This is a genomic window from Bacillus sp. WP8 (assembly GCF_000800825.1).
GTDB lineage: Bacteria > Bacillota > Bacilli > Bacillales > Bacillaceae > Bacillus > Bacillus safensis.
Genome location: NZ_CP010075.1, coordinates 1,882,987 through 1,896,030, shown reverse-complemented (window position 1 = coordinate 1,896,030; position 13,044 = coordinate 1,882,987). Strand labels below are relative to the sequence as shown.

10 protein-coding genes are annotated in these 13,044 nt (G+C 42.7%); 6 read left to right on the top strand and 4 right to left on the bottom strand.

Annotation, left to right across the window (positions count from 1 at the left end; genetic code table 11):
* Positions 1–7: 7 nt before the first annotated feature.
* A complete protein-coding gene (gene xylR, locus QR42_RS09315) occupies positions 8–1,168 on the bottom strand; it encodes a transcriptional repressor XylR (protein ID WP_039179219.1) in 1,161 nt (386 codons plus the stop codon).
* A 210-nt stretch (positions 1,169–1,378) separates the two neighbouring features.
* Here xylR and xylA point away from each other — a divergent pair, with 210 nt between their 5' ends.
* From xylA to QR42_RS09300, 3 genes are all read left to right on the top strand, one after another.
* Positions 1,379–2,716: a xylose isomerase gene (gene xylA / locus QR42_RS09310; RefSeq protein WP_039179218.1), complete on the top strand. Its 1,338-nt coding sequence runs from the start codon at positions 1,379–1,381 to the stop codon at positions 2,714–2,716.
* 35 nt (positions 2,717–2,751) lie between these two features.
* Entirely contained in the window at positions 2,752–4,251 is a 1,500-nt protein-coding gene (xylB, locus tag QR42_RS09305) for a xylulokinase (RefSeq protein ID WP_039179215.1), read from the top strand.
* 87 nt (positions 4,252–4,338) lie between these two features.
* Positions 4,339–5,025, top strand: a complete 687-nt coding sequence (locus QR42_RS09300; RefSeq protein ID WP_025093139.1) for a glycoside hydrolase family 11 protein — start codon at positions 4,339–4,341, stop codon at positions 5,023–5,025.
* 245 nt (positions 5,026–5,270) lie between these two features.
* On the opposite strand, the gene QR42_RS09295 is transcribed toward QR42_RS09300, so the two are convergent.
* Both QR42_RS09295 and QR42_RS09290 read right to left on the bottom strand, forming a co-directional pair.
* A complete protein-coding gene (locus QR42_RS09295; protein WP_039179211.1) occupies positions 5,271–7,313 on the bottom strand; it encodes a molybdopterin oxidoreductase family protein in 2,043 nt (680 codons plus the stop codon).
* A 131-nt stretch (positions 7,314–7,444) separates the two neighbouring features.
* On the bottom strand, positions 7,445–8,641 hold the full coding sequence (locus QR42_RS09290) for a cytochrome P450 (RefSeq protein WP_039179209.1): 1,197 nt from the start codon (positions 8,639–8,641) through the stop codon (positions 7,445–7,447).
* Between the two features lie 469 nt (positions 8,642–9,110).
* Here QR42_RS09290 and proC point away from each other — a divergent pair, with 469 nt between their 5' ends.
* The 3 genes from proC to QR42_RS09275 are packed head-to-tail and all read left to right on the top strand — an operon-like array spanning position 9,111 to position 12,341.
* Positions 9,111–9,908 (top strand): pyrroline-5-carboxylate reductase, encoded by a 798-nt coding sequence (gene proC, locus QR42_RS09285; RefSeq protein ID WP_039179207.1) that lies wholly within the window; start codon positions 9,111–9,113, stop codon positions 9,906–9,908.
* A 27-nt stretch (positions 9,909–9,935) separates the two neighbouring features.
* Positions 9,936–11,054 (top strand): glutamate 5-kinase, encoded by a 1,119-nt coding sequence (proB, locus tag QR42_RS09280; protein ID WP_039179204.1) that lies wholly within the window; start codon positions 9,936–9,938, stop codon positions 11,052–11,054.
* Positions 11,055–11,072: 18 nt separating this feature from the next.
* On the top strand, positions 11,073–12,341 hold the full coding sequence (locus QR42_RS09275; protein WP_039179202.1) for a glutamate-5-semialdehyde dehydrogenase: 1,269 nt from the start codon (positions 11,073–11,075) through the stop codon (positions 12,339–12,341).
* Between the two features lie 70 nt (positions 12,342–12,411).
* On the opposite strand, the gene QR42_RS09270 is transcribed toward QR42_RS09275, so the two are convergent.
* The gene (locus QR42_RS09270; RefSeq protein ID WP_039179199.1) at positions 12,412–12,981 is read right to left on the bottom strand and encodes a GNAT family N-acetyltransferase; all 570 of its coding nucleotides are present in this window, start codon (positions 12,979–12,981) and stop codon (positions 12,412–12,414) included.
* Positions 12,982–13,044 lie beyond the last annotated feature (63 nt).

The following is a 13,044-nucleotide window of genomic DNA, read 5'->3' as shown; positions in this document are numbered from 1 at the left end:
AAAGAGGTCATGTTGTGAGGGTGGCATCTTGCAGGAAAGCTTCTATGACAAGAGATGTCATCCCCAATACTGGTGCATTGTGTCCTAATGATGAGGGGAGCAGCTCTATCTGTGAGCTGAATTGCGTATCCATTCGTGAGGATACTTCCTCCCCAATCACATGTAGAACCGTCTGATGTGATTCGATCACTTTGTTTCTTAAAATGATGGCTTGCGGGTTAAAGGTATGAAGAACGTTTGTGAGGCCGACGCCAAGGTAAAAACCAAAGTTGCGCAGAGCATTGAGCGTTCTCATATCATTTAACTTGGCCAGCTGTTCCAGGTTTTGATGGGAGATGGGCTGACCATCTGTTTGAAGAGACTGAAACAAGGCTTTCTCAGATGCATACAATTCCCAGCACCCACGGTTCCCGCAGCTGCATGTTGGTCCATTAAAATCAATCGTCATATGTCCCATTTCACCAGAAAAGCCGTACGCTCCTCTGTATAAGTGATGATTGATAATGATTCCGATCCCTATGCCAGTGCCGATGCTTGCATAGATCAAATGGTCATAGTGTTTAGCGGCACCAAAGATTTTTTCACCATATGCACCGGCATTTGCTTCATTTTCAATGAAGATCGGAACTTGGAATGTGTCTTGGAGCGGCTTTTTCAGATCAACATTTTTCCATTTGGAATGAGGCGTAAACACGATTTGTTCATCTGCATTCACTAACCCATGTATGCATAGACCAATGCCAATGAGCCCGTATGGGGAAGAGGGCATTTGTGTGATGAGCTGCTGTATTAATTCAATTAATTTACGTATCGTCACATCAGGAGAGCTCGGTGGGAGCTTGATCTGCTCTTCGTAAAGAATGGACCCTTCAAGGTCTGTTAATATGCCATTGACATAATCAACACCAACATCAATCCCGATGGAGCAGCCAGCACGTTTATTAAACATCAGTAAAACCGGTCTTCTCCCGCCACTAGACTCACCTTGGCCGATTTCATAGACAAGATGTTCCTTCATTAACGTACTTACTTGAGAAGAAACAGTCGATTTATTTAATCCAGTGCGTTCAGATAATTTTGCTCTCGAAATGGGCGCATGCTGGAGAATTTCTTTTAATAATAGTTTTTGATTTATTTTTTTGACAAAGTTCTGATCAGCGATATCCACGTTATCCACTCCATTTGTTTCGTCTTTAGATTAAGTTGAGAAGAGCTGCTTTTTTTCGCATGTATTCGATAAAAAAGATGATTTTAACTTTATTATAACGAAAATATTTCTAAAAAACTAAAAAATATGGAAAATTCAAAGAGATTTTCTCATACATTGATTGTTAGTTTGTTGAATCAACTTACAAAGTGTACTCAGGAGGAATGAAGAATGGCTAAATCAAATATGAAAACGTTATACAGCTTAGAAGGAATCAGCAAAATTCAATATGAAGGAAAACAATCAAAAAATCCACTCGCCTTTCAATACTATAATCCAAGCGAAGTGATTGGCGGAAAAACAATGAAAGACCACCTGCGTTTTTCAGTCGCTTATTGGCATACATTAACCGCTGATGGAACTGACATGTTTGGAACTGGCACGATGCAGAGAGCATGGGACTCCTATAGCGGAATGGATTTAGCAAAAGCTAGATTGGAAGTCGCTTTTCAGCTTTTTGACCTATTAGATGTACCGTATTTTTCATTCCATGACCGCGATATCGCGCCAGAGGGAGAGACGCTTCAAGAGACCAATCAACAATTAGACATCATTTTAGAAAGTATGAAAGAATACATGAAGCAAAGCGGAGTAAAACTGCTGTGGAACACGGCCAATATGTTCAAGCATCCTAGATTTGTACACGGTGCTGCGACATCTTGTCATGCAGATGTCTTTGCCTATGCGGCCGCGCAGGTTAAAAAAGGCATCGAAACCGCCAAAGAACTTGGTGCAGAAAATTATGTTTTCTGGGGTGGACGAGAAGGGTACGATACGCTGCTTAATACAGATATGAAAAGAGAGCTTGATCACATGGCGGCCTTCTTGCATATGGCTGTTGATTATGCAAAAGAAATTGGGTACACAGGTCAATTTTTAATTGAACCAAAGCCAAAGGAGCCGACAACTCATCAATACGACACAGATGCAGCGACATCCATCGCTTTTTTAAAGCAATACGGATTAGATTCTCATTTTAAATTAAATATCGAAGCCAATCATGCGACACTCGCTGGCCATACGTTTGAGCACGAATTGCGTGTCGCAAGAATTCATGGGCTGCTCGGTTCTGTTGATGCGAACCAAGGGAATTCGCTTCTTGGGTGGGATACAGATGAATTTCCAACCGATCTGTATGCCACAACTCTTGCCATGTATGAAATTTTGCAAAATGGCGGGCTAGGGGCTGGCGGTCTCAACTTTGATGCAAAAGTGAGAAGAGCTTCCTTTGAACTTGAAGATATTTTATATGCCCATATTGCCGGAATGGATGCATTCGCAAAGGGACTGCGGGTCGCTCATAGACTCATAGAAGATCGTGTGTTTGAAGATGTGATAAAGCACCGGTATCGCAGCTTTTCTGAAGGAATTGGACGTGACATTTCAGAAGGGAAGGCAAACTTTCATACATTAGAAGAATATGCGCTGAAACATCCTTTGATCAGAAACGAATCGGGAAGAGAGGAACAGCTGAAGGCCCGTTTAAATCAATACTTGTTAGAAGATTAATTGAATGGGCGGACCTGTTTTGAAGGAGTGAAAACATGAAATATGTGATGGGAATTGACCTTGGAACGAGCGGGGTCAAAGCGATATTAGTCGATGAGAGCGGAAAGGTGTGCTGCGAAGCCTCTAAGCCGTACCGCCTCATTCAAGAGAAACCGGGATATTGTGAGCAGCACCCCGAGGATTGGGTAGAGCAGACAATAGCTGTGATGAAAGAACTGATGGCAAAGCAACCTGTTCATTCAAGGCAAGTCGAAGGCATCAGCTTTTCCGGACAGATGCATGGGTTGGTTCTATTAAATGAATCTCGCGAAGTGCTCCGCCCTGCAATTTTATGGAATGATACACGAACGACAGCACAATGTGAACACATGACAAAAAAGCTGGGGGACCGGCTGCAAAAGATCACAAAAAACCAGGCGTTAGAAGGATTCACACTGCCTAAATTACTATGGGTAAAGGAACATGAACCACATATTGATCAACAAATCGACATGTTTTTACTCCCAAAAGATTATGTCAGATTTCGTTTAACAGGCGCTGTCCATATTGATTATTCTGATGCGGCGGGCACTTTGCTGTTAAATATCGGTGAACAGACGTGGAGTGAGGAGATTTGTCAGGCATTTGACATTTCTCCTCATATTTGCCCGCCGCTTGTCACATCAGAGGCGGAGGTTGGTACACTTTTGCCGCACATTGCACGTGATGTTGGGATGAAAGAAGGCGTGAAGGTTTTTGCCGGCGGGGCAGATAATGCTTGCGGAGCAATTGGTGCTGGTATCTTATCCTCTGACCGCACGTTATGCAGCATCGGCACATCGGGTGTCATTCTTTCCTACGAAGAAGATCATGAAAGGGAACTTCAGGGGAATTTGCATTTGTTTCATCATGCAAAAAAAGACGCTTTTTACACAATGGGCGTCACCCTTTCAGCGGGATATAGTCTTAACTGGGCAAAACACTTACTGGCACCTGAGGAATCGTTCCAATCACTTTTAGAAGGTGCGGCTCATGTTGCGCCAGGAGCGAAAGGATTGCTTTTTACTCCCTATTTAGTTGGGGAAAGAACACCTCATGCGGATTCGATCATTCGCGGCAGCTTGATTGGATTAGACAGCAGTCATGAAAGGGCACATGTTGTCAGGGCTGTGTTAGAAGGAATTACCTTTTCGCTGAATGAATCTATCGCATTATTCCGGCAGGCAGGAAAAAACATAGATTCTATTGTGTCCATTGGCGGCGGTGCAAGAAGCCGGACATGGCTTCAAATGCAAGCAGACATTTTTCAGGCTGACGTCATCCAGTTAGACAATGAACAAGGGCCTGCATTAGGTGCAGCCATGCTTGCTGCGGTTGGCTGCGGGTGGTATCCGTCACTTGAAGCATGTGCTAATCAATTGATCCATCAAGCTGCTGTTTATGAGCCAGAGCAGCAGCATGCGGAAGTATATGCTGATCTATTTCATTTGTATCAAAGGATTTATACACAAACAAAAGACATCCATGCCGGGTTAAAACCGTATCGTTCCATCTAGCAGAATGAGCTTCATGAAAGGAGGTGATGGGTTTTTCATCTGAGGGATGACAGAACAATACGAATGAAAAAAGGAGAGGGATGGAAAATGAATTTGAAAAGATTGAGGCTATTGTTTGTGGTGTGTATTGGATTTGTATTGACACTGACGGCTGTGCCAGCTGATGCGAAAACGATTTATAATAATGAAATGGGTACACATAGCGGATACGATTATGAATTATGGAAGGATTATGGAAACACCTCAATGACACTCAATAACGGCGGGGCATTTACTGCAGGCTGGAACAGTATCGGAAATGCCTTATTTCGAAAAGGGAAGAAGTTTGATTCCACTAAAACTCATCATCAGCTTGGCAACATCTCCATCAACTACAACGCAAACTTTAACCCAGGCGGGAATTCCTATTTATGTGTCTATGGCTGGACACAATCTCCATTAGCAGAATACTACATTGTTGATTCATGGGGCACATATCGTCCAACAGGAGCGTATAAAGGATCATTTTATGCCGATGGAGGCACATATGACATTTATGAAACGACTCGCGTCAATCAGCCTTCCATTATCGGGATCGCGACCTTTAAGCAATATTGGAGTGTACGTCAAACAAAACGTACAAGCGGAACGGTCTCCGTCAGTGCGCATTTTAATAAATGGGAAAGCTTAGGCATGCCAATGGGTAAAATGTACGAAACGGCATTTACTGTAGAAGGCTACCAAAGCAGCGGAAGTGCGAATGTGATGACCAACCAGCTGTTTATTGGACGATAAAAGCAGATAAAAAAGCCAGCATTTTTTGCTGGCTTTCAGCGTGTAGACAAACCCTCGCATTCGTTGTCAGCTCTGCGCGCTGGTGCTCACGAATGTCAAATTCGCTCCGCTCCAGTGCTCGAGCTTCCTAGACTTCAAAGGTTTTCTATCACGCTGAAAAGAAGACAAAGGGCTAAAATCAAAATCATTTTAGCCCTTTGTCAACAATCTGAAAGCCAGCAGTTTTTTGCTGGCTTTTACTTTTTCTATGATAATTTTTCAACTTCGACTCTGCCAGAAAAGAACGTCGCGCCGCCGCCCATATCTGCCAATCGATCAGGTGTTAACCCATTCACTAAATGTTTTTTCCCTTTTTGATCTGCCCATAATCCTTGACTGACCACAACACCAGTTAAAACATTTTGACCGACTGACACGACAAGCTCACACTCTCCTCGATCGTTCAGCACACGCACCATGTCACCATCTTCAATTTTTCTTTCCTTTGCATCCTGTTCATTCATGTGAAGCTTTGGAAATTTCTCAAGCTTTTGATGCTTTTCATGAAGTGAGAAGGTGGAATTCAGAAAATTATGGTTAGGCCCCGGTATAAAGGTAAGCGGATAATCGCTTTCCTGATAAAGGGGCACATAGGTTGGAAGTGCTGGATACCCGTCTTTTTTCATTTGTTCAGAATAAAGCTCAATTTTTCCGCTTGGGGTTTGAAGCTTTAATTCCTCGAAAGTTCCACGCTTTGCTTTGATCCATTTCTTTTCTTTTAATGCTTCGTATGAAATGTCCTCATAATGCGGATTTTCTGGATGATGAAGAGCTTGTTCCATGAGCTCAGCATCTGTCTCTCGGAAGGCTTGATCTTCAAAGCCCATCGCATGAGCTAGCAGGCGGAATACTTCAGTATTAGATTTGCTTTCTCCGTAGCGTTCTATCACTGGCTCCTGAATTTGAATATAATGATGCCAATATGATGTATAGAAATCCTCATTTTCAAAGGCAGATGTCGCCGGCAGGACAATGTCTGCATACGCCGCTGTTTCTGTTAGAAATAAATCATGAACCACTGTAAATAAGTCCTCTCTCAGCAAACCTTCTCTGACTTTATTCGCTTCAGGTGTTACAACTGCAGGGTTGCACGAGTAGATAAAGAGAGAATCAACGGAAGGCTCTGCACTTGTCAGCACACTTCCCAGCTGGTTCATATTAAATGATCTAGGTGTGCGTTCTTTTAATAAATCCGGCCGCTGAAGAGCTGTTTCATTATAGCTAAGAAAAGAAGAGTTTGATTTCATCGCGCCGCCGCCCTTGTGCAGCCATTGACCAGTCAGGGCAGGGAGGCAGGAAATCGTTCTAATACTCATCCCGCCATTATCATGGTGCTGCAAACCATTCCCAATGCGAATGAGAGATGGTGATGTCTCAGCGTACATTCTAGCTAGTGTCATGATGTCATCCTTAGGGACACCCGTGATTCGCTCAATTGTGTCTGGATCATACTGCTTCACATGCTCGCGCAGCTCTTTATGACCGACCGTGTAGGTCTCTAAAAAGGCTTCATCTGTACGTTCCTCTTTAAAAAGGACATGCATGATGCCAAGGGCAAGTGCACTGTCAGTACCAGGTCGAAGCGGAATGAACCAATCTGCCATCCGGCCGGTTTGGTTCTTGTGAACATCAATCACAACAATCTTAGCTCCTTGCTTTCGCGCTTTTTGTGCCAAGGTGATTTGGTGCATATTGGTCGATACGGCATTGATGCCCCAAAAGATAAATAGTTTCGTATGAATGGTGTCTTCAGGATCTGTCCCAATGCTTGAACCCATTGTATATTTATAGCCAGTCGTTCCCGCTGACTGACAGATCGTCCGGTCTAACTGACTTGAACCAAGACGATAAAAAAAGCGGCGGTCCATTCCTTCTGCGTTGAGATTGCCCATGTTCCCATAGAAGCTGTAAGGCAGAATGCTTTCTGACCCTTTTTCTTCGATCAGCTTTGTCCATTTTTGACGAATGGTTTCAATGGCTTCTTCCCACGTAATCGGTGCAAACTGACCTTCGCCTTTTTTACCAACACGTTTTAAAGGAGTGGTCAGCCTTTTTTCATCATATAAACGGGCTGTGACATTACGCACTTTGTTGCATATGTTTCCTTGTGTGACAGGGTGGTCCGGATCTCCTTGCACTTTCACGATCTTTCCATTTTCTTTATGTATTAAAAGACCGCACTGATCCGGGCAATCTAACGAACAAACTGATTTGAAAATTCCGTCTTTCATCGCTGTATAATCGGTCATGAGTTTTCGGCTTCCTTTCTGCATTCCGTTATCGCTTTGTATGGACTTTATTTTAGCATGTTCGGAGGTGGAAGGTAAGAAAGAGATGATGAATTGAAGAAAATGAAAAAAAGCCCCTGAAAAAGGGACTTTTAAAAACGTGTGACTTGTACAGGAAATTCTTTTACCCCAAAAACAAACGTGCTTTGTATAGGTTTTAGCTGATCTGCAGCGCAGGTGATGTCTTGAAACGTATGGAGTAAAACGTCAAGCGCGATGTTGCTTTCAAGCCGGGCAAGCGGTGCACCGAGACAAAAATGAATGCCAAATCCAAAGCTCATATGAGGATTGGATTTCCGGTCAAGGCGGAATGTATCTGGATCTTCAAACTTCAGTTCATCCCGATTTGCTGAAGCAACCCAGCCGATGAGGTAGTCTCCCTTTTCAATGCGTGCGCCAGCAATTTCAACATCCTCTGCGGCGATTCGGCCAATGGCTTGAACAGGCGGATAATACCGCAATGTTTCCTCAGTTAATTGAGGAATAAGAGAGGGATCCTGTCGAACGGATTCAGCGATATGCGGCTGCTCTGTCAGCAGTCGTACGGCATTGGTTATTAAATTGGTCGTTGTCTCATTGCCTGCAACAAGTAATAGAATACAAAAGCCAAGCAGTTCATTCTCGGTTAAACGCTCTCCATCGATTTCAGCTTGAATGAGAAGCGAGATCAAGTCATCCGCAGGCGTTTCTTTTCGTTTTTTGATCAATTGAGCAAAATAAACGGACAGCTCCTCTTCAGCGCGTTTTTGCATATCTACAACAGCCTGAATGGCTTCTTTTGATTCATCCTTAGCACCTGCCACAAGGGCATCAGAATGTTTTTTAATCAGCTCTCTGTCCTGCACCTCTGCACCGAGAAGCTCAGCGATGATCATCACTGGCAGGGGAGCTGCTAAATCTTGCACGATATCAAACGTACGTTGATCCTTGACTTGATTTAATAGATCATGTGTCAGGTCTTTGATCTTATCTTCTAATTGTTTGATCGCTTTTGGAGTGAATGCTTTATTCACGAGCGCTCTCATCTTTGTATGTTTTGGAGGATCCATCGTTAAAATACTTGTTTTAGACGTGCTTCTTCCCCGCTGTGAAGAGAACACTTTAGGCTGTTTTAGAACAGACTGGATATCCGCATATCGAAAGAGATCCCAGCACTTTCTTGTCTCATCAAATCTAATATCACTTTCAGCACGCAGCTCATTGTAAATAGGGAATGGGAAAAGAAGGTCATCGGTAGAACGGATTTCTTTCATTGGAATCACATTGACATAGTTTTCTTTCACTTTCATTATGAACGCTCCTTTTTCACATGATTTCTCTTTCACGGTATCACCAGTAAAATATCATTTCAACGGACATGTTTTCTAAAATATGTCAATAGTCTAATCGAAAGATTCAAGCACATTCACCAAATAGGAAAATAGAAAGTGATTAAAATGAGAGCGCTTTCTAAAAATAGAATTGAAGTCACCGAAACCAAAAATAAAATGGTGAATTCAGTCGAACGAAAGGGTCCTATGATTCAAATGATCATAGTTCTTTTGATCTAAATTGCTGTTTTTCAAAAACACGGCTAACATACTTGCAGCAAGCTGTCCGCCAGGCATTCGGGACTTTTGAAAAGCGCTGGCTCTTTCTTGACACGATTTCTCATCATGTTACGATAACTAACGTGCGAAAAACACGAACAAAAAGCGAACAAGGGAGAGGATCAATATCATTGATCAAAAGAAAGTTGCTTTCATTGGAGCAGGTTCTATGGCGGAAGGAATGATTGCAGGTATTGTGCGATCAGGACAGATGCCGCTAGGCCAAATCTACGCAACAAACAGACAAAATCAACATCGATTGAATGAACTAACGAAACAATACGGAATTCAAACAGCCGCAATGGATTCATTTCCTTTTGAAGAAATGGATATGTTGATCCTGGCCATGAAACCAAAGGATGCTGAAGCAGCACTGGAATCATTAAAATCTCGTATTCAGCCACATCAGCTTATCATGTCTGTCCTTGCAGGTGTTAAGCTATCGTATATTGAAGACATGCTGCACGAAGGCCAGCCTGTTATAAGGGTCATGCCAAATACCTCAAGTACGATCGGGGCATCAGCGACTGCTTTATCGGCTGGACGTTATGTGAAAAACGATCATATGAGCATAAGCCAGGCTCTTTTATCTGAAATGGGCGAAGTCTATACCATTCAGGAAGAGCAAATGGATATCTTTACTGGAATTGCTGGAAGCGGGCCCGCCTACTTTTATTTCTTAATGGAAAGAATCGAAGAAGCAGGAGAAGAGGCAGGTTTATCAAAGGAATTGTCTCGCCAAATTGGCGCGCAGACACTCCTCGGTGCGGCAAAAATGCTCCAAGAAACAGAGGAAAATCCTTCAGTCCTAAGAGAGAAAATTACGTCACCAAATGGAACAACTGCTGCTGGACTGAATGCATTAGATGATTTTGGCGGAGGAGAAGCGATCAAGCAGGCCGTTAAACATGCTGCCAATCGATCAAAAGAGATAAGCAATCAGCAAAAACAAAAAGTATCTATATAAATAGAATTCAGATGCAGGAGTGATAAGGTGTACGCAGATAAAGAGAGAAAACGAATTGTTGTGAAAATCGGAAGCAGCTCTCTTACTAGCTTTCAAGGTGAGATTAGTTTGAAAAAACTAGAAAACCTCGTCAATCAAATTGTGAAACTGAAAGATGAGGGACACGAAGTCATTTTGGTTTCATCTGGTGCGGTTGCAGCTGGTTACCGAAAACTAGGATTTATCGATAGACCGAAAACACTGCCGGAAAAGCAGGCATCTGCCTCAATTGGGCAAGGGCTTCTAATGGAATCATATTCTACTTTATTTTTATCACACGGTTATATTGCCTCACAGCTCTTAATCACAAGAAGTGATTTTTCTGATGAAACGCGCTATCAAAATGTGCGCAACACAATGAATGTGTTATTAGATCGAGGCATCATCCCCATTATTAACGAAAATGATACAGTGACGATCAATCGGTTGAAGTTTGGAGACAACGATACATTGTCTGCAAAAGTAGCTGGCTTAATTGATGCGGATTTCCTTGCCATTTTATCTGATATTGATGGCTTGTATGAAGATAATCCTCATACAAATCCAAATGCAAAGAGAATTCTTGAAGTCACTGACATTACAGAAGACATCGAAGCAGCTGCTGGAGACGCAGGCAGCAGTGTAGGTACAGGCGGAATGAAATCAAAGCTCGATGCTTTTAAAATATCAATGGCCGCAGGTATCAATGGCTTTTTAGGAAAAGCAGATACGCCTCACATTTTAGACAAAGCGATCAATGGGACAGAGGACGGGACTTATTTTACCGCTGACGAAAATGTAGCGCCGCTGAACTATAAGAAACAGTGGATTGCCTTTCATTCTGGACCAAAAGGTGAGATCGTGGTTCAAGAGAAAACACAGGAATTTCTCATGCACCGAGAGGGAAGTCTTGATTCTGATGGGATTGTCAGTGTGAAAGGTTCATTTAAAAAAGGCGATGTCGTCCGTATTTTAGATCAAGATGGAAGAGAAATAGGGCTTGGTATTGTGAATTATGCGTCAGATGAACTCGCACGTAAGAGTGACTTGTTACAAGATGAAATCGTTCATGTCGTCGATCTTGAAGCATTTGTTTGTCATTTAGATTTATCGATTCCAGTTTGTTAACCAAAAGGGAGGAATTCCATGACACTGACAGCTGAAGTTGTCACATCGGTCAAAGAAAAAGCGAAAAAAGCAAAGCACGTTTCAAAAAAACTAAGTTTACTTCAGACAGAGGAAAAGAATGACGCGCTGCTTAAAATGGCAGAAGCGTTAGAGCAAAAAAGCCGCTTCATTTTACAGGAGAATCAAAAAGATTTAAATGCTGGGAAAGAAAAGGGCTTCTCGGAGGCACTCTTAGATCGGTTAATGTTAAATGAAGAAAGAATTCATGAGTTTGCTGAAAGTTTGCGGCTTGTGACGAGATTAACAGATCCTGTTGGAGAAATATTGGATGAATGGACTCTTGATAACGGCTTACATGTGAAAAGCCGAAGAGTACCGCTCGGCGTGATCGGGATGATCTATGAAGCGAGACCGAACGTCACTGTCGATGCAGCAGGCCTTGCCTTAAAGGCAGGCAACTCAGTGATTTTAAAAGGCGGTTCCTCCGCTATTTCTTCCAACAAAGCCATTGTCAGTGTGATTCATGAAGCATTGGATCAAACAACAATTCCTCGTGATGCGGTGCAATTGATTGAACAAACAGACCGTTCATCGGTTCAGGCGATGTTTCAACTTAAAGAATGGATCGATGTGTTAATTCCGCGAGGCGGAGCTTCCTTAATCAAAACAGTGGTGGAGGAATCCACTATTCCAGTGCTTGAAACAGGGACAGGAAACTGTCATGTCTTTATTGATCAAACCGCGAATGTGAAAAAAGCCATTGAGATTGTGATCAATGCGAAAACGAATCGTCCGGCTGTATGTAATGCACTTGAGACGCTGATTATTCATCGCGATTGGCTGAAAGAAAATGCAGTCTCATTAAATGAAGCTTTGCAGGAGCACCGTGTCACTGTACATGGAGATCAGGCAGCAGAGTCTTACTTTTCACATGCGGTTCCTGCTGGGGAAGTAGATTGGACAGATGAGTATTTAAGTCTTGATCTTGCGGTAAAGGTAGTCGATTCAATCGAGGAAGCGATCAGCCATATCGATCAGTACGGCACAAAGCATTCAGAAGCCATCGTGACAGAAGATGAAAAACATGCACTCACGTTTCTAAACGAAGTCGATGCGGCGGCTGTTTATCATAACGCATCGACTCGCTTTACAGACGGCGGCGCACTTGGCTATGGAGCTGAAATCGGCATTTCTACTCAAAAACTCCACGCAAGAGGGCCAATGGGACTTCCTGCACTCACGACAACTAAGCTGCTTCTATGTGGCGACGGTCAGATTAGAAGATAGAGAAGATTCAAGAAACACTACCTTTTTATGAGGTAGTGTTTTTAACTTTATCTTAAAGAAATGCTCGTTATCATCCGTTTGAACCGTTTTTCTTCATCACCTTCTCAAATTTAAAAAATTCAAATTCCTCAGGTGCTAAAGGGCCATTGCCTCGATCTGCTTCACGAGGTGCGTTTGGGTCTGGATGGTGTAAGTGATAAAATTCAACAATTTGAAAGCCGCACTTGTTGACATAGAAATGAATGTTGCGTTTTTCAAAATATGGGGTCACAACCTCCCATACAATTGTTTCTGGATATTGCGCCTCGATGGCTTTCCATGCTGCTTGACCAATACCGCGGCCGTGAGAGGATGATGAGATGTATAGCAAATCAACCGAGTTGTGATGTGTCTCTTGGTTGATTTTGATAACAACGCCGCCTGCCTTTTCACCATTTAGCATAATATGATAAACAATGTGGTCATTGGAATGAAAAGACTCATCAATCACTTCATCTGGAGGAATCGGACCATCCTCTGCATCTCCAAATGCGTCGATCACGCCAGCTGTAAAAGCTTTCTGAAGCTCTTTTTTCATAGAAGGGAAATCTTCTTTATTTGCATGTGCTAATGTCACTTCATGTTGAGTTATTTTGTTCATTTTCTTATCCTTTCCCTGCGTAATGGTGTTTCTGCATGTTATGATAAAGGATGGAGTAACTCC